Below are 16,351 nucleotides of genomic sequence, written 5' to 3' on the forward strand. Positions count from 1 at the left end.
GTGCCTCTGTCCCGGACGCTGCTGCGCTCACTTCAGCTTCAGTCCGACGACGCGCACCAGGCCGTCCGGCATCTGCTTGTAGCCGTCGAGCTTCGTGGTGTGCGCGATGATGATGCGGCGATGGTAGATGTAGAGAATGGCCTCGTCCTCGAGCTCGAGTTTTGCAAGCTTGGCGTAGATCGCGCGACGCTGCGTCATGTCGGTGGTGAGGCGGGCGTCGTCGAGCGCCTTGTCGGCCTCGGGATTGGCCCACGCGCTGTAGTTCTGCGGCGCGTCCTTGTGCAGGAACACATAGGAGTTGCCGTCGGGATCGATGCGGCCGCTCCACGCCAGCATGTAGGCCTGGTATTCGCCGGCTTCGGCCTGCTTCAGCGAAGTCGCGAACTCCGTCACCCTGATCTTCATGTCGAAGCCGGCTTCGGCGGCCATTGCCTGCACCACCTGCGCGGTGCCCTCGGTCTCCGGCCCCTTCGGCACCATGAAGTCGACGCTGACCGGCGGCGTGACGCCGGCCTCCTTCAGCAGCGCCTTGGCCCGTTCGACATTGCGCGGCCGGATCGGAAAATCCTTCTGGTAATAGGGATGATCCGGGCTGATCCACTGGTTGCCGGGCTTGAACTCGCCGTTGAACACCACCTGGTTGATCGCCTCGCGATCGATCGCCAGATCGAGCGCCTGCCGCACCTTGGCGGACTGGCTGAGCGGACCCTTGGCCTTGTCCTTGCCGATGTTGAGCGTGATGCCCTGATAGCCGAGCTCGATCGCACTCGACACCTTCAGCCGGGAATCCGCGCGCACGTCCTTGAGGTCGGTCGCCAGCACGCGCTCGATCAGGTCGAGTCCGCCGGACTTCAGGTTGGCGAGCCGCACCGTGGCATCGACGATCGGCAGATAGACGATGCGGTCGATGAAGACGTTGTCCTTGTTCCAGTAGTCGGCGAACTTCTCCAGCACGATGCGGTCCTGCTGCACGCGCTCGACGAATTTGTAGGGGCCGGCGCAGACCGGATGCAGGCCGAACTTGTCGCCGGCGGCCTTCGCGGCCTTCGGCGACACCATCATGCCGGAGCGGTCGGTGAGCTGCGCGATCAGCGGCGAGAACGGCGCCTTCAGCACCAGCTTGATGGTCAGGGGATCGACGACCTCGACATGGTCGACGCTGGCGAGCTCCGGCTTGCGGAACGAGCCCGGGAAGGTCAAATGCCGCTCCAGCGAGAACTTGGCCGCCTCGGCATCGAGCGGCTCGCCGTCCTGGAACTTGACGCCGGGGCGTAGCTTGATGGTGACCTCCTTGCCGTCGTCGGAGGTCTCGTGCGACAGCGCGAGCTGCGGCACGATGTTGAGCTTCTCGTCGATGTCGAACAGCTTGTCGCACAGCGCGGCAAACACGATGCGGCCGACGTAGGTGCGCGCCATGGTCGGGTCGAGGATATCGGGGTCTTCGGCCAGCCCGATCCGCAGCGTGGTCTGGGCCTGGGCGCTCGCCGCCAGCGACAGGACGAGGGCGGCGGCGGCCGCCGCCAAGCGAAACATCTTCATCACACTGCTCCCCATATTCATGCGCCCGCTCCCGGCATCGGCCTGACTGTATCAACCCCGGCGCCGCGCGCCCCTTCCGCGACGCTACCGAACGCCGCGAGCAATTTCTCCAGCGCCGGCGAGAAGCCGCCGTCGGAGGGAACGATGCTGTCCGGGGGCGGCAGTTCCGCGGTGCGATGGCAGGCAGTGGCGTGGCCGGTGGCATCCGCCAGCAATTGCGGGTCCTCGCTACGGCAGCGCGTGATGGCGTAGGGGCAGCGGGTGTGGAAGCGGCAGCCCGCGGGCGGATTAAGCGCGCTCGGCAGTTCGCCCTCCAGCACGATGCGGCTGCGCTTGGCCCGCGGCTTCGGCACCGGGATCGCCGACAGCAGCGCGCGGCTGTAGGGATGGCGCGGCGCTGCGAACAGCGCCTCGGCGTCCGCGGTCTCGACGATGGTGCCGAGATTCATCACCGCGACGCGGTCGGCGATGTGTTTGACCACCGCCAGATCGTGCGAGACGAAGATGTAGGCGAGCTTGAGCCGCTCCTGCAGGTCGCGCAGCAGGTTCAGAATTTGCGAACGGATGGAAACATCGAGCGCCGACACCGGCTCGTCGCAGATGATCAGTTTTGGCTCGACTGCGAGCGCCCGCGCAATCGCGATGCGCTGGCGCTGGCCGCCGGAGAATTCGTGCGGGTAGCGGCGGGCGAAGCGCGGCTCGAGGCCGACCAGGCGCAGCAGCTCCTCGACCCGCTCGCGGCGGCGCGCCGCGGGCACCAGGTCGTGCAGGGCCAGCGGCTCGGTCAGGATCTGGCTCACGGTCATGCGCGGATTGAGCGAGGCGTAGGGGTCCTGGAAGATAATCTGCGCATCGCGGCGAAACGCGCGCAACGCTTCGGCATCGAGCGCGCCGAGATCGCGGCCCTCGAAGCGGACGCTGCCGGCATCGGGCTCGATCAGCCGCAGCACCAGCCGGCTGACGGTGGACTTGCCGCAGCCGGATTCGCCGACCAGCGCCAATGTGCGGCCGGCCTCGACCGTGAAGCTGACGCCGTCGACCGCCTTCACATGCGCGGTCGCCCAGCCGAACACCGAGCGCGCGGCGACGAAATGCTTCACCAGCCCCTCGACCTCGAGCAGCGCGGTCATGACACGAGGCGCTCCAGCGGCGCCCTGATGCAGCGCGAGGCATGGTTGGCGCTGAGCAGCGCCAGCGGCGGCGGCGCCTTGACGCAGACATCCTCGACGAACGGGCAGCGCGCGGCGAAGCGGCAACCGGCCGGCGGGTTCATCATGTTCGGCACCATGCCCTCGATGGTGGCGAGATGCGAGGTGCGGCGGTCGAGCCGCGGGATCGAGCCGAGCAGACCGACCGTGTAGGGATGCTGCGGATTGCCGAACAATTCGTCGACCGGCGCGCGTTCGACGATCTCGCCGGCATACATCACCGCGACCTCGTCGCAGACCTCGGCGACGACGCCGAGGTCGTGGGTGATCAGAATGATCGCCGCGCCGCTGGCGGCCTTCAGCTCGCGCATCAAATCGAGAATCTGCGCCTGCAGGGTGACGTCGAGCGCGGTGGTCGGCTCGTCGGCGATCAACAGCTGCGGATCGCAGGCCAGCGCCATCGCGATCATCACGCGCTGGCGCATGCCGCCGGACAGCTTGTGCGGATATTCGTCGATGCGCTTGTCGGGCGAGGGGATGTGGACGCGGCGCAGCAGCTCGATGGCGCGCTCGCGCGCCTTGCGCCGCGAACCGCCGCGGTGGCGCAAAATGGTCTCGGTGATCTGGTCGCCGATGGTGAAGCTCGGATTGAGCGAGGTCATCGGCTCCTGAAAAATCATCGCCAGGCGGTTGCCGCGCAAATCGCGCAGCGTGTCGTCGGGCACGTCGAGCAGGTCGAAGCCGTCGAAGCGGATCGCGCCGGTGACGGTGGCGGATTGCTTCGGCAGCAGCCCCATGATCGCCAGCGAGGTCACGCTCTTGCCGCAGCCGGATTCGCCGACCAGGCCGAGCGTGGCGCCGTTGGCGACGGAAAGATCGACGCTGTCGACGGCATGGGTGGTGCGGCCGTCGTCGCCCTGGAAGATGACGCGCAGGCCTTCGATCTCGATCAGCGGGCCGCCCGTCATTTCTTGGTCGCTGTCGCGGCGGCGATGTCGGCGTCGATCGTGGCGCGCTCGGTGGTGCCGGCCGGATTGTCGCGGGTCGGCAGGAACTTGCGGAAGTGCACCCAGTGCTCGCGGCTGACGGCCTCCAGCCGCTCCAGCTCGCGCAAAGGATCGGCATGGTCGTCGACCCGCAGGTCGAGCGCCGGCCAGTCCTCGGTGCCATGGATCAGCAGCGCGGCGGACTGCTTGCCGCGCTTGTCGCCGCCGGCCGCCTCGCCGGCGAACATCGCCTTGATCAGCCGCTCCGCGAATGGAAGCTTCTCGTTCGCAGCATAGGCGCGCGCGGTCTCGCTCAGCACCGCGGGCCCGGCGAGCATGTTGCCGGCGATCGAAAAGCCGTCGCCCGCGATATGGCCGAACCAGTCCACGCATTCCTTGCCGGAATGCGCGGCGATGCGGCCGCTCGCGTCCATGACATGCACCTGCCGGCTCTCGCGGCCGCTATCGGCCGCGAGCAAGACCCGGATGACGTCGTGCGGGCTCCCGCCGCCGCGCAGCAACCTGAGGCCGTCAACGCCGTAATAGGGATTGACCAGCGCCTGCGTCGCGACGGCGCCGACGCCGGGCGCGATATGCGGCACTAGCGCGCCGACTGCGAAGAAGCGCGTCGCGACCGCGATGCCGAGCTGGCCGGTGGTGCTGTCGCGGGCGATGATCGACCAGGTCATCTCACCTCTCTTCTCCCTCTCCCCGCTCTTCGCGGGGGCGAGACGAGCAGGGCTCGCTCTGAGAGGGTTAGGGTGAGGGGCTCGTTCCGCAGATGATAATCGGCATTGCGTTTGCGGACGCTCCCCCTCACCCGGAATTCAAGCTGCGTTTGAATTCCGACCTCTCCCCGCAAGCGGGGCGAGGTGGAGTTCGGGGCACGCTCTGTGCTTCGATGCCACGTCATGCTGCTGCGGTCGTCTCGTCCTAGCGGCCCGCGGCGTAGCCCTGCATGCCGCGCGGGTTGGCCGCGGCGCGGCGGCGGGGACCGACCTTCGAGGCGGCGGTGAGGCGGCCCTCCGACCAGTCGGGCCCAATCTCCACCACATGGCCGCGGCGCTTCAATTCGTCGATGGTCGATTTCGGCACGCGATTTTCCAGCACCAGCACGCCGGGGCGTGCGGTGCGCGGCCAGAACGAGATCGGGAAATGCTCGGAGTGCCAGGCCGGCGCGTCGATCGCCTCCTGCAGGTTCAATTTGGCGTGGACGTGGCGCAGGAAGAACTGCGTGATCCACTGGTCCTGCTGGTCACCGCCGGGCGAGCCCCAGGACAGATACGGCTCGCCGTCGCGCAGCGCCATGGTCGGCGACAGCGTGGTGCGCGGCCGCTTGCCCGGCGCCAGCGCTGCCGGGTGGTTCTCCTCCAGCCAGAACATCTGGGCGCGGCTGCCGAGGCAGAAGCCGAGCTCGGGAATCACAGGCGAGGATTGCAGCCAGCCGCCGGACGGCGTCGCCGAGATCATGTTGCCGGCCTTGTCTATGATGTCGAAATGCACGGTGTCGCCGCGCACCTCGCCGAACCGGCCGACGGTCGGCTCGCCGGCCCCCATAGCGCCGACCGCCTCGCGATGCCCCTCGGCGCGCCGCAGTTTTACGACCGCGCCAAAACCCTCGACCGAGCCGGGAATAAAATCGAGCGAAGCCTTATCACGTGAGACCAGCTTGCGCCGCTCGTCATTATAGGCGTCCGACAGCAGCGTCTCGATCGGGATATTTGTGAACTTGGGATCGCCATAGAAGGTCTCGCGATCGGCATAGGCGAGCTTGGCGCATTCGATCTGCAGATGGATGAAGTCGGGACCCGTGGGATCGAGCCCGTCGAGCTGAAATCCCTTCAGCAGCGCGAGCTGCTGCAGCATCACCGGGCCCTGGCTCCAGACGCCGGCCTTCTGCACGGTGTAGCGGCCGTAATCATAGGTCAGCGGCGCCTCGATGGTCGGCTCCCACCGCGCCATGTCGTCGGCCGACAGCACGCCGCGATGCGGCGAGCCGGAGACGTCCATGACCTCCTGGGTGCGGCAGAATTTGTCGATCGCCGCGGCGACGAAACCCTTGGACCAGGCCTGGCGCGCGCGCTCGATCTGCGCGACGCGGTCGCCGCCGGCGCTCTCGGCTTCCTGCAGGATGCGCGTGTAGGTCTCCGCCAGCCGCTTGTTGGTGAAGATGGTGCCGGGCTTCGGCACCTCGCCGTTGGGCAGATAGACGTCGGCGGATGTGGTCCAGTATTTGCGGAACAGCTGCTCGACGGTCTGGATCGTCGCCGAGGCGCGCTCCACCAGCGGAAAGCCGTCGCGGGCATAGGCGATCGCGGGCTCCAGCACGTCGCGCAGCCGCAATGTGCCGTAGTCGCGCAGCAGCAGCATCCAGGATTCGAACGTGCCGGGCACGCAGGCGGCGAGCAGGCCGGTGCCGGGCACCATGTCGAGGCCTTCGCTGCGATAATGCGCGATGGTCGCCTTGGCCGGCGCCGGGCCCTGGCCGCAGATCACCTCGGTCTTGCCGCGCTTGACGTCGTGCACGATGACGGGAACGTCGCCGCCCGGGCCGTTCAGATGCGGCTCGACCACCTGCAAGGTGAACGCGGCCGCGACGCCGGCGTCAAAGGCGTTGCCGCCTTTCTCCAGCGTCGCCATGCCGACGGCGGTGGCGATCCAGTGCGTCGACGTCACGACGCCAAAGGTGCCCTCGATCTCGGGGCGTGTGGTGAACGGATCGGGATTGATGTTGCTCATGCGGCTTCACCGTTGATGTGCTTCTTGCGGCGCGCGCACTTGATCACAAGCGGACTGGTATGCCAACCGTTTGGTTGACATGCCTTCTCGCATCCGCGTGATCAGGCTGGAACGGCCGTGGCCGGACTGTTGACGGCATGGCAGGCGACGCCGTCGATCAGTTCCGGCGTCTTCTGGCGGCACAGGTCGAAGGCGAGGGGACAGCGCGGGCTGAAGGCGCAGCCCGGCGGCGGATCGATCGGATTGGGAATCTCGCCCTTGACCGGAATGCGCTGGCGGCCGGACATCGCGAGATCGGGAACCGCGCCGAGCAGCATCTTTGTGTAGGGCATCCGCGGATTGTCGAACAGCTGTCGGCCCTCGGCGATCTCGACGATGCGGCCGAGATACATCACGCCGATCCGGCTCGCCATGTGGCGGACGACGGCGAGGTTGTGGCTGATAAAGAGGTAGGTCAGGCCGAACTTGTCCTGCAGATCGCGCATCAGGTTGAGGATCTGCGCCTGCACCGAGACGTCGAGCGCCGAGGTCGGCTCGTCGCAGACGATGAACTCGGCCTCGGAGGCCAGCGCACGGGCGATCGCGATCCGCTGGCGCTGGCCGCCGGAGAATTCATGCGGGAATTTCAGGCCGTCGTCGGGATGCAGGCCGACCAGCGAGAGCAGCTCGCCGACCCGGGCCTTGATCTCGCGCTCGCCCTGGATCAGGTCGAAAGCGCGGATCGGCTCGGCGACGATGGCATCGACCCGGAAGCGCGGATTGAGGCTCGCATAGGGGTCCTGGAAAATCATCTGGATGCGGCGGCGCAGCCGGCGCCGCGCCTGACCCTGTCGCGGGTCGGTCATCGAAACGCCGTCGATCACGACCTCGCCCGAACTCGGCGGCAACAGTCCGACCACCATGCGCGCGACCGTGGTCTTGCCCGAGCCGGACTCGCCGACCAGCGCAAACGTCTCGCCGCGCTTGATGTCGAAGGTGACGCCGTCGACCGCCTTGAGATATTCGAGATGGCCGCCTTCCAGCACGCGGTTGAGCCACGGCTTCGAGACGTCGAAGACGCGGCGCAGGTTTTTCACGTCGATCAGCGTTCCGCTCATGCCGCGGTCTCCGCCGGCTCGAACAGATGGCAGGCGACGGCCTGCGTACCCTGAGTGATCGGCTCGGGACGGTCGACATGGCAGCGGTCGAAGGCGAATGCGCAGCGCGGGTTGAACGGGCAGCCCCGCGGCATCGCCGACAGCCGCGGCATCGAACCCGGGATCTGCACCAGCCGTTTGTCCTCGCCCGCCAAGGTCGGGATCGCGCCCATCAGGCCTTTGGCGTAGGGATGCAGCGGATTGCGCACCACCTCCTGCACCGGGCCGATCTCGGCGATGCGGCCGGAATACATCACCGCGACACGGTCGCAGGTTTCCGCGATCACGCCCATGTCGTGGGTCACCAGCATCACGGCGGTGCCGTGGTCGCGGCCGAGCCGCTTGATCAGGGCGATGATCTGCGCCTGCACCGAGACGTCGAGCGCGGTGGTCGGCTCGTCGGCGATGATGAGCTCGGGTTCGGCGCAGATCGCGAGCGCAATCACGACGCGCTGGCGCATGCCGCCGGAGAATTCGTGCGGATAGCCGTCGATCCGCCGTTCCGGCGCGGGGATGCCGACTTCGGCGAGCAGGTCGATGGCGCGCCTGCGGGCGGCGGTTTCGCTGAGGTTGGTGTGGGTGCGGATGGTCTCGATGATCTGGTCGCCGATCCGGTACAGTGGATTGAGGCTGGTCAGCGGATCCTGGAAGATCATGCCGATCCGCTTGCCCCGGATGCGGCGGATCTCTTCCGGCGGCAGATGGTCGATCCGCGTGCCCGACAGCTCGATCTCGCCGGCGGAGATGCGGCCGGGCGGATCGATCAGCCCGATCACGGCAAGGCCGGTCACCGATTTGCCGGCGCCGGATTCGCCGACCACGCCGAGCACCTCGCCCTTGGCGATGTCGAACGACACGCCGTTGATGGCGCGCAGGGTGGCGCGGCGGGTGACGAACTCCACCTCGAGGTTGCGGACGGAGAGAACGGGCTTCATCATCGTAGCTTCGGATTGAGGGCGTCGCGCAGCCAGTCGCCGAGCAGGTTGATGGAGAGGATCAGGCCGGCCAAGGCAATGCCCGGGAACGCCACGATCCACCATTCGCCGGCGAACAGATAATTGTTGCCGATCCGGATCAGGGTGCCGAGCGAGGGCATGGTGTCGGGCATGCCGGCGCCGAGGAACGACAGCGTCGCCTCGGTGATGATCGCAAGCGCGAGGTTGATGGTGGCGATGACCAGGATCGGGCCCATGGTGTTGGGCAGCACGTGCCGCAGCATGATCTTCGGCGCCGGCAGGCCGATCAGCTGCGCCGCGGCGACGTAATCCTTGTTCTTCTCGACCATGACCGAGCCGCGCACGGTGCGGGCATATTGCACCCAGAAACTCAGGCCGATCGCGATCACCAGCACGCCGAGCGTGCTCATCTCGTCGAGCCGGTTGCCGAGCAGCGACTTGGCGACGCCGTTGACCAGCAGCGCGATCAGGATCGCCGGGAAGGTGAGCTGGACGTCGGCGATCCGCATGATCACGCTGTCGGCGACGCCGCCGAAATAGCCCGCGATCAGGCCGAGCGCGATGCCGAGCGCGCCGGCGAAGATCACGCCGGCGATGCCGACGGCGAGCGAGATGCGCATGCCGTAAAGGATCGCCGAAAAAACGTCGCGGCCCTGCTCGTCGGTGCCGAGCAGGAACGGGCTCTGGCCGTCCGCGGTCCACAGCGGCGAGATCCGCGAGTTGATCAGCTGCAGCTGCGCCGGATCGAACGGGTTCTGCACCGCCAGCCAGGAGGCGAAGATCGCCAGCAGGAAGAACAGCACCGTGATCGCCGCGGCCACCATGGTCAGCTTGGAACGGCGGAACGAATAGAAGATGTCGCTGTCGAGCGCGCGTCTGAACCAGCCGGCGCCGGCCCGCGAGACTTGGGCATTGCGATGGGGAACGACGGCATCCGACATCGGTCAGCTCCTCACGCCGCGCGGCCGACGGTCGCGCGCAGGCGCGGATCGACCACGGTATAGAGGATGTCGACCACGAGATTGATGGTGACGAAGATCAACGAGACCATCAACAGATACGCGGCCATGATCGGGATATCGACGTTTTGCACGGCCTGGACGAACAGAAGCCCCATGCCCGGCCATTGGAACACGGTTTCGGTGATGATCGAGAATGCAATAACCGAGCCAAACTGCAGGCCGGCCACGGTGATCACGGGAACCAGCGTGTTCTTCAGCGCGTGGCCGAAATGGATCGCGCGCGTGGTCAGTCCGCGGGCGCGGGCGAAACGGATATAGTCGGTGCGCAACACCTCCAGCATTTCGGCGCGCACCAGCCGCATGATCAGGGTCATCTGGAACAATCCGAGCGTGATCGCCGGCATGATCAGCGCCTTCAACCCGGAGACGGTGAGCAGTCCGGTGCTCCACCAGCCGAGCTTCACCACCTCGCCGCGGCCGAACGAGGGCAGCCAGCCCAGCGTCACCGCGAACAGATAGATCAGGAGGATGCCGATCAGGAAGGTTGGCAGCGAAATGCCGATCAGCGATATCGCCTGGAATAATTTGGCAAGCACGGTGTCGCGCCGCAGCGCCGAATATACCCCCATCAGGATGCCGAACACCATCGCGAACAGCGTCGCGCAGATCGCAAGCTCCATCGTCGCCGGCAGGCGTTCCATCAGCAGCGAGGAGACCGGCAGGCGGAACTGGTAGGAGATGCCGAACTTGAACTGCATGGCATTGATGAAATAGTGCGCGAATTGCACCAGCACGGGATCGTCGAGCCCGAGCGACTTGCGGATCGAGGCGCGTTCGGCGGCCGAGGTGTCGATCGAGACGATCTGGCTCACTGGATCGCCCGCGAAGCGGAACATCGCGAACGCAATGACGCCCACGGCGAGCATGACGCCGATCGCCTGCAGCACGCGACGAAGAGTGAAAGCGAGCATCTCTACCTTTCACTGCTTGTGACATCCGGGGCGCGGCGCTGCGCGGCCGGAAAACGCGAAGTCCCGGAAGCAGGGGCTTCCGGGACCGGATAGGCCAGGGTCACTTATTCACCCTGCTTGGTGGCCCAGTAGAGCAGGACCTGGTTGTCTGCGCGCTGGGTCAGCTTGACCTTGTTCGACACGCCCCATGCCAGCGACTGCTGGTGCAGCGGGATGTAGCCGTAATCCTTGATGACGAGCTCGTAGGCCTGCTTGATCAGCTGGTCGCGCTTGGCGGTATCGGGTTCGACCAGCACCTTGTCGGTGAGCGCGTCGACTTCCTTGTTGCAATAGCCGGCGAGATTGGCTTCGCCACGGGTCGAATCCTTGGGATCGTCGCGGCAGCCGAGCACATCGTGCAGCACGTTGTGCGAATCCGAGGTGGCGGGGGTCCAGCCCAGCATGAAGAGCGAGGTCTGGTAGCCGCCCGGCTTCAGCACCTTGGCAAAATACTGCGCCTTGGGCTGCGCCAGCAGGTTCACCTTGACGCCGATGCGGGCCAGCATGCCGACCACCGCCTGGCAGATCGCGGCGTCGTTGACGTAGCGGTCGTTCGGGCAGTCCATCGTGACTTCGAAGCCGCTCGGATAGCCGGCGTCCGCCAGCAGCTTCTTGGCGCCGTCAGGATCGAGCTTCGGCCGGGTAAAATCCTTCGACAGCGGGTAGAGCTGCGGCGCGATCATCAGCACCGACGGCGTCGACATGCCGCGCATGACGCGGCTCTTGATCAGCTCGACGTCGATCGTCTTGTAGATCGCTTCGCGGACGCGGATGTCCTTGAACGGGTTCTTGCCCTTGACGTTCGAGAACAACAGCTCGTCGCGCGCCACGTCCATGCCGACGAAGATGGTGCGAATCTCCGGCGCGGTCAGCACGGTGGCGTTGCCGCTCGAATTGACGCGCTGGATGTCCTGCAGCGGAACCGGCTCGATCACGTCGACCTCGCCGGACAGCAGCGCGGCGACGCGGGTGGCGTCGGAGCCGATCGGGGTGAAGATGATCTCCTTGAGATTATGCTCCGGCTTCTTCCAATGGCCCGGAAAGACCTTGAACACGGTCTTGACGCCGGGCTGGTGGCTCTCGATCGTGAAGGGGCCGGTGCCGTTCTCGTGCAGCGAGGCGTAACTCGGTGTGGTCGCAGCCGCCGGCGTCGGGGCGACCGAATTGTTCTCCTCGCACCACTTCTTGTCCATGATGTACCAGCCATCCCATTGCGAGATCAGGATGGGGTTGGGCGAGTCCAGCGTCACGTCGACGGTGTAGTCGTCGACCTTGGTGAACTTGGCGTCGGCGGGAACGTTGCTGAGGAAGTTGGAGCCCTTGGCGCGGACCCGATCGGCGGAGAACAGCACGTCGTCGGCGGTGAAGGGATCGCCATTGTGGAATTTCACGCCCTTGCGCAGATGGAAGCGCCATTTGGTCGGGCTCAGCGTCTCCCAGCTCTCGGCCAGCGCCGGGACGATCTTGAGGTCCTTGTCGCGCGCGGTCAGGCCCTCATAGACATGGGCGTGATGCGCGATCGTGGTGGTTTCCTTCAGCGTGTAGGGGTCCAGCGATTTCAGCTCGCCCTGGTTGGCGTAGCGCAACGTCTGGGCCGATGCCGGCAACGCACAGGCAACAAACGCGGCGGCAGTCGCCGCAACCAAACTCCAACGTACCGACATGTATGTCCCGATCCCCGCTTTTTGTCCGCCGGTTGGCGTGTTGTCGCTTGCCTTGTCCGGCGGCTCTTTATCCGGCCATGTTGCCAGAGTTTGCAAGCCGCGCAAGCGCGATTTCCCAAAGGGTTAACCGCCGCACGTGTGCGCTGCAATGGTCCGGATCTCAGGATAGGCGGTCGGCGCAACCGCGTGACATTCAACTTTCGCAGTGGCGGACGGCAAGGGGAAAGCAAGCATCTGACGCCGGGATCGCGCGCCGTTTGCCGAACCGGACCGCGCGCTGCGGAGCGGTTTGATTGACCATAACGGATGATTGAGGCCAACTGGAGCTCGGGATGGGTCTTGCTGGCTTGCGTGACTCCCGCTGCCGCTGTGATATTGAGGTGGGTCAGGCGCATTTGAGGAGGCGGACATGAAGGTCAACGTCGAGATAGATTGCACGCCCCTCGAAGCCCGGCAGTTCTTCGGCCTGCCGGACGTGGCGCCGATGCAAACCGCCGTCATGGACAAGCTGCAGCAGCAGATGCTGTCGAACATCGATAAGGTTTCGCCGGAATCGCTGATGCAGAGCTGGTTCACCTTCGATCCCAAGCTCGCCGAGCGCTTCCAGGACATGTTCGTGACGATGGCCGGCCTTGGCGGCATGGGCAAGCGGGACAAGAAATAGTGGCTGACATGGACAGGAGCGTTGAGGTGACCGAACGCCGGTTGCGCCCGCCAAGCCTGTTCCTGATGCTGGCCGAGGCGCGCGGCGTGCTCGAGCTCAATTCGAGCCTTTTGCTGTCGCCGCTGTTGATGCGGGCGCCGAAGGGCGACGGCCATCCGGTGCTGACGCTGCCCGGCTTCCTCGCCAGCGACCTGTCGATGGCGCCGATGCGGCGCTATTTGAAGGAGCTCGGCTACGACGCCTATGCCTGGAACATGGGCCGCAACTTCGGCGGCATCGCATCCAGGCGCGGCGCGCTGCGCGACCTCCTGAAGCGGATCCATGAGGCGACCGAGCGCAAGGTCTCGATCATCGGCTGGAGCCTCGGCGGCGTCTATGCGCGCGACCTGGCGTCGCAGTTTCCCGAGTTGGTGCGCTCCGTGATCACGCTGGGCAGCCCGTTCGCCGACGACATCCGCGCCACCAACGCGACGCGGCTCTATGAGCTTTTGTCCGGCGAAGGGGTGGACGACATCCCGGAGGTCCGCGCCGCGATCGCCGGCGACATGCCGGTGCCGGCGACCTCGATCTATTCCCGCACCGACGGCATCGTGAACTGGCGCACCTCCCGGCTGCGGCCGTCGGCGACCGCGGAGAACATCGAAGTGCATTTCGCGAGCCATATCGGCCTCGGCGTCAACCCCGCAGCGCTGTGGGCGATTGCCGACCGCCTGGCGCTGCCGGAGGGTGAATTCCGGCATTTTGACCGGTCGGGCCCCTTTGCCATTGCCTACGGGCCGGCAGAGCAGGCACTATCCTGACCGAATGACGAGAAGCGCCGCCAAGGCGCCCGTATAAGTTGGTTCTCGGGAGGAGATCATGAGCGACGCCAAGAAGCTGTCCTCGCTGGACGCATCGTTCCTCTATCTGGAAACGCCGGAAATGCCGATGCATGTCGGCAGCATGGCGATCTTCCGCCTGCCCGACGGCTACAAGGGCGACTTCTTCGAGGAGTTCAAGGCGATGATCGCCTCGCGGCTGCACATCGCGCCGATCCTGAAAGCGCGGCTGCAGAAGGCGCCGCTCGACATCGACCATCCGTCCTGGGTCGAGGACGACCAGTTCGACATCGACCGCCATATCTTCCGCGCCAGCCTGCCGGCGCCGCGCGACCGTGCCACGCTCGAGCGCATCGTCGGCTGGATGCATGCCAAGCTGTTGAACCGCGCCCGCCCGCTCTGGGAGTTCTACGTGTTCGAGGGCATGAAGGACAACGAGATCGGGCTGTATTCCAAGATGCACCATGCCTGCATCGACGGCGGTGCCGGCGCAGCGCTGACCAGCATGATCTACGACCTGACGCCGGTGCCGCGCGTGGTCGAGCCGCCGAGCGCGCGGAAGGTCGCGCAGGAGCCGCGCGACATCGCCGCCAACCTGATCGACGCCTATCAGCAGCTCTGGACCCAGCCGTTCGAGGCCGCGGCGACCGCGCAGAAGAGCCTGGAGCTGCCGCGCTCCGGCAAGAGCGATCTCGGCTCGATCCTGTTCGACAACGCGATGTTCCAGATCGAGAGCGCGGTGAAGTTCGCCTCCAGCATGCCGACCGTGCTCAAGAGCCTGTCGGACGTGGTCGCCAAGGTCGCCGATCCCAGATCGCGCGAGAGCCTGCAGGCGATGTCCTCGCCGCCGACCATCCTCAACAAGGCGATCTCGTCGGAGCGCAGCTTCGCCGGCACCTCGATCTCGCTGTCGCGCGCCAAGGCGCTGGCGAAGGCGTCCGGCGGCAAGCTCAACGACGTCGTGCTGGCGCTCGCCTCCGGCGTGGTGCGGCGCTACCTGATCAGTCAGGGCGCGCTGCCGAACAAGTCGCTGACCGCGGGCGTGCCGATCTCGCTGCGCGAGGAGGGCAATGCCGACGCCAACAACCAGGTGTTCGGCATGATCTGCTCGATCGCGACCGACATCGAGGATCCCAAGCAGCGACTGGAAACCATCATCGCGCAGTCGACCAAGTCCAAGGAGATGTCGCACCCGCTGCGTGCCCTGATGCCGCAGGTCTCCAACATCTCGCTACTCGGCGCGCCGATCCTGGTGCAGATCATGGCGCTGCTCTACAGCCGTTCCGACCTCTCCAACGTGCTGCCGCCGGCGACCAACATCACGGTGTCGAACGTGCCGGGACCGCGGCAGACGCTGTACGCGGCCGGTGCCGAGCTGCTGCACATCTTCCCGGTCTCGATCTCGACCCACGGGGTTGCGCTCAACATCACCGTGCAGAGCTATCGCGATCAGCTCGACTTCGGCTTCATCGTCGGCGCCAACATCATTCCCCATGTCCAGGTGATGTGCGACATGCTGCCGCTCGAATTCGATGCACTCGAGGCGGCGTTCGCGCCGCCGCCTGCCGACATCAAGGGCGCGGCCGAATAGGGGTCCTTGGCCATGATCAAAATGCCGCCGCTGCAATTCGCCGAGACCAACGGCATCCGCATGGGCTTCTACGAAGCAGGGCCCAAGACCGACACGCCGCCTGTGGTGCTGTGCCACGGCTGGCCGGAGCTGGCGTTCTCCTGGCGTCACCAGATCAAGTCACTGGGCGAGGCCGGCATCCGGGTGATCGCGCCGGATCAGCGCGGCTATGGCGCGACCGACCGGCCGGAGCCGGTCGAGGCCTACGACATGGAGCATCTGACCGGCGACCTCGTCGGCCTGCTCGACCACCTCAAGGTCGACAAGGCGATCTTCGTCGGCCACGACTGGGGCGGCTTCGTCGTCTGGCAGATGCCGCTGCGGCACCCGGCGCGGGTCGCGGGCGTCGTCGGCGTCAACACGCCGCATTGGGACCGCGCGCCGATGGACCCGATCGCGCTGTTCCGCCAGCGCTTTGGCGAGCACATGTACATCGTCCAGTTCCAGGACCCGGCGCGCGAGCCCGACCGGATCTTCGGCAGCCGGGTCGAGCAGACCTTCGACGCCTTCATGCGCAAGCCGGTGGCGCGTCCGCCGGGCACGCCGGAGGAGCAGCCGATCGCCGGCGTCGGCGCCTCGGCGCGGCTCAACCTGGCGTTTCCGCAGATGATCGCGAACTACGACGCCAAGCATGATCCGCGCACGCCGATCCTCTCAGCGGAGGAAAAGCAGGTGTTTGTCGACACCTTTACGAAAACCGGCTTCACCGGCGGCATCAACTGGTATCGCAACTTCACCCGCAATTGGGAACGCTCGGCGGGGCTGGACCATCATGTGAAGGTGCCGTCGCTGATGATCATGGCCGAGAACGACGCGGTGCTGCCGCCGTCGGCCGCCGTCGGCATGGAGCGGCTGGTGCCGGACCTCGAGAAATATCTGGTCAAGGACAGCGGCCATTGGACGCAGCAGGAAAAGCCCGACGAAGTCAGCGCCAAGCTGATCGAGTGGCGTAGAAAGCGGTTTGGGTGACGACGTAGTCGTCATTCCGGGGCGCGCGTAGCGCGAACCACAGATGCGCAATTGCGCATCGGGGAATCTCGAGATTCCGGGTCTGGTCCTTCGGACCATCCCGGAATGACGGGTAACAGGGGGCAATCTC

Annotated in this window: 14 protein-coding genes; 4 read left to right on the forward strand and 10 right to left on the reverse strand. The window is 66.1% G+C overall.

What is annotated here, in order from left to right:
- Window positions 1-27 precede the first annotated feature (27 nt).
- The 10 genes from XH93_RS14275 to XH93_RS14320 all read right to left on the reverse strand — a co-directional run bounded on the left by XH93_RS14275 (window position 28) and on the right by XH93_RS14320 (window position 12,140).
- The gene (locus tag XH93_RS14275) at window positions 28-1,539 is read right to left on the reverse strand and encodes an ABC transporter substrate-binding protein (protein WP_194474006.1); all 1,512 of its coding nucleotides are present in this window, start codon (window positions 1,537-1,539) and stop codon (window positions 28-30) included.
- Window positions 1,540-1,556: 17 nt separating this feature from the next.
- Window positions 1,557-2,669 carry an ABC transporter ATP-binding protein gene (locus XH93_RS14280; RefSeq protein WP_194474007.1) on the reverse strand — a complete coding sequence of 371 codons (1,113 nt, stop codon included), beginning with the start codon at window positions 2,667-2,669 and terminating at the stop codon, window positions 1,557-1,559.
- Complete coding sequence (locus tag XH93_RS14285) at window positions 2,666-3,655, reverse strand: ABC transporter ATP-binding protein (RefSeq protein ID WP_139860911.1); 990 nt, start codon at window positions 3,653-3,655, stop codon at window positions 2,666-2,668. Before XH93_RS14285 ends, XH93_RS14280 begins: the two co-directional genes overlap by 4 nt.
- On the reverse strand, window positions 3,652-4,362 hold the full coding sequence (locus XH93_RS14290) for a DUF1028 domain-containing protein (protein WP_194474008.1): 711 nt from the start codon (window positions 4,360-4,362) through the stop codon (window positions 3,652-3,654). The genes XH93_RS14285 and XH93_RS14290 overlap by 4 nt, the downstream gene beginning before the upstream one ends.
- A gap of 244 nt (window positions 4,363-4,606) precedes the next feature.
- Window positions 4,607-6,412, reverse strand: coding sequence for a gamma-glutamyltransferase family protein (locus XH93_RS14295; RefSeq protein ID WP_194474009.1), 1,806 nt, complete (start codon window positions 6,410-6,412; stop codon window positions 4,607-4,609).
- A 101-nt stretch (window positions 6,413-6,513) separates the two neighbouring features.
- Window positions 6,514-7,509: an ABC transporter ATP-binding protein gene (locus XH93_RS14300; RefSeq protein WP_194474010.1), complete on the reverse strand. Its 996-nt coding sequence runs from the start codon at window positions 7,507-7,509 to the stop codon at window positions 6,514-6,516.
- Window positions 7,506-8,486: an ABC transporter ATP-binding protein gene (locus tag XH93_RS14305; RefSeq protein ID WP_194474011.1), complete on the reverse strand. Its 981-nt coding sequence runs from the start codon at window positions 8,484-8,486 to the stop codon at window positions 7,506-7,508. The genes XH93_RS14300 and XH93_RS14305 overlap by 4 nt, the downstream gene beginning before the upstream one ends.
- Window positions 8,483-9,445: an ABC transporter permease gene (locus XH93_RS14310; RefSeq protein WP_194474012.1), complete on the reverse strand. Its 963-nt coding sequence runs from the start codon at window positions 9,443-9,445 to the stop codon at window positions 8,483-8,485. Before XH93_RS14310 ends, XH93_RS14305 begins: the two co-directional genes overlap by 4 nt.
- A gap of 11 nt (window positions 9,446-9,456) precedes the next feature.
- Window positions 9,457-10,437, reverse strand: a complete 981-nt coding sequence (locus XH93_RS14315) for an ABC transporter permease (RefSeq protein ID WP_194474013.1) — start codon at window positions 10,435-10,437, stop codon at window positions 9,457-9,459.
- Window positions 10,438-10,541: 104 nt separating this feature from the next.
- Window positions 10,542-12,140 (reverse strand): ABC transporter substrate-binding protein, encoded by a 1,599-nt coding sequence (locus XH93_RS14320; RefSeq protein WP_194474014.1) that lies wholly within the window; start codon window positions 12,138-12,140, stop codon window positions 10,542-10,544.
- A gap of 409 nt (window positions 12,141-12,549) precedes the next feature.
- Here XH93_RS14320 and XH93_RS14325 point away from each other — a divergent pair, with 409 nt between their 5' ends.
- The 4 genes from XH93_RS14325 to XH93_RS14340 are packed head-to-tail and all read left to right on the forward strand — an operon-like array spanning window position 12,550 to window position 16,221.
- Window positions 12,550-12,804, forward strand: coding sequence for a DUF6489 family protein (locus XH93_RS14325; protein ID WP_139482086.1), 255 nt, complete (start codon window positions 12,550-12,552; stop codon window positions 12,802-12,804).
- Between the two features lie 8 nt (window positions 12,805-12,812).
- On the forward strand, window positions 12,813-13,604 hold the full coding sequence (locus XH93_RS14330) for a triacylglycerol lipase (RefSeq protein WP_194474015.1): 792 nt from the start codon (window positions 12,813-12,815) through the stop codon (window positions 13,602-13,604).
- Between the two features lie 58 nt (window positions 13,605-13,662).
- The gene (locus XH93_RS14335; protein ID WP_194474016.1) at window positions 13,663-15,213 is read left to right on the forward strand and encodes a wax ester/triacylglycerol synthase family O-acyltransferase; all 1,551 of its coding nucleotides are present in this window, start codon (window positions 13,663-13,665) and stop codon (window positions 15,211-15,213) included.
- 12 nt (window positions 15,214-15,225) lie between these two features.
- On the forward strand, window positions 15,226-16,221 hold the full coding sequence (locus XH93_RS14340) for an alpha/beta fold hydrolase (RefSeq protein WP_194474017.1): 996 nt from the start codon (window positions 15,226-15,228) through the stop codon (window positions 16,219-16,221).
- Window positions 16,222-16,351 lie beyond the last annotated feature (130 nt).

This window comes from Bradyrhizobium sp. CCBAU 51753 (assembly GCF_015291565.1).
Lineage (GTDB): Bacteria > Pseudomonadota > Alphaproteobacteria > Rhizobiales > Xanthobacteraceae > Bradyrhizobium > Bradyrhizobium ivorense.

What these genes read in the sequence shown, in the direction of transcription:
- XH93_RS14275 (WP_194474006.1), bottom strand. Translation starts at nt 1,539, where the DNA reads ATGAAGATGTTTCGCTTGGCGGCGGCCGCCGCCGCCCTCGTCCTGTCG.
- XH93_RS14280 (WP_194474007.1), bottom strand. Translation starts at nt 2,669, where the DNA reads ATGACCGCGCTGCTCGAGGTCGAGGGGCTGGTGAAGCATTTCGTCGCC.
- XH93_RS14285 (WP_139860911.1), bottom strand. Translation starts at nt 3,655, where the DNA reads ATGACGGGCGGCCCGCTGATCGAGATCGAAGGCCTGCGCGTCATCTTC.
- XH93_RS14290 (WP_194474008.1), bottom strand. Translation starts at nt 4,362, where the DNA reads ATGACCTGGTCGATCATCGCCCGCGACAGCACCACCGGCCAGCTCGGC.
- XH93_RS14295 (WP_194474009.1), bottom strand. Translation starts at nt 6,412, where the DNA reads ATGAGCAACATCAATCCCGATCCGTTCACCACACGCCCCGAGATCGAG.
- XH93_RS14300 (WP_194474010.1), bottom strand. Translation starts at nt 7,509, where the DNA reads ATGAGCGGAACGCTGATCGACGTGAAAAACCTGCGCCGCGTCTTCGAC.
- XH93_RS14305 (WP_194474011.1), bottom strand. Translation starts at nt 8,486, where the DNA reads ATGATGAAGCCCGTTCTCTCCGTCCGCAACCTCGAGGTGGAGTTCGTC.
- XH93_RS14310 (WP_194474012.1), bottom strand. Translation starts at nt 9,445, where the DNA reads ATGTCGGATGCCGTCGTTCCCCATCGCAATGCCCAAGTCTCGCGGGCC.
- XH93_RS14315 (WP_194474013.1), bottom strand. Translation starts at nt 10,437, where the DNA reads ATGCTCGCTTTCACTCTTCGTCGCGTGCTGCAGGCGATCGGCGTCATG.
- XH93_RS14320 (WP_194474014.1), bottom strand. Translation starts at nt 12,140, where the DNA reads ATGTCGGTACGTTGGAGTTTGGTTGCGGCGACTGCCGCCGCGTTTGTT.
- XH93_RS14325 (WP_139482086.1), top strand. Translation starts at nt 12,550, where the DNA reads ATGAAGGTCAACGTCGAGATAGATTGCACGCCCCTCGAAGCCCGGCAG.
- XH93_RS14330 (WP_194474015.1), top strand. Translation starts at nt 12,813, where the DNA reads ATGGACAGGAGCGTTGAGGTGACCGAACGCCGGTTGCGCCCGCCAAGC.
- XH93_RS14335 (WP_194474016.1), top strand. Translation starts at nt 13,663, where the DNA reads ATGAGCGACGCCAAGAAGCTGTCCTCGCTGGACGCATCGTTCCTCTAT.
- XH93_RS14340 (WP_194474017.1), top strand. Translation starts at nt 15,226, where the DNA reads ATGATCAAAATGCCGCCGCTGCAATTCGCCGAGACCAACGGCATCCGC.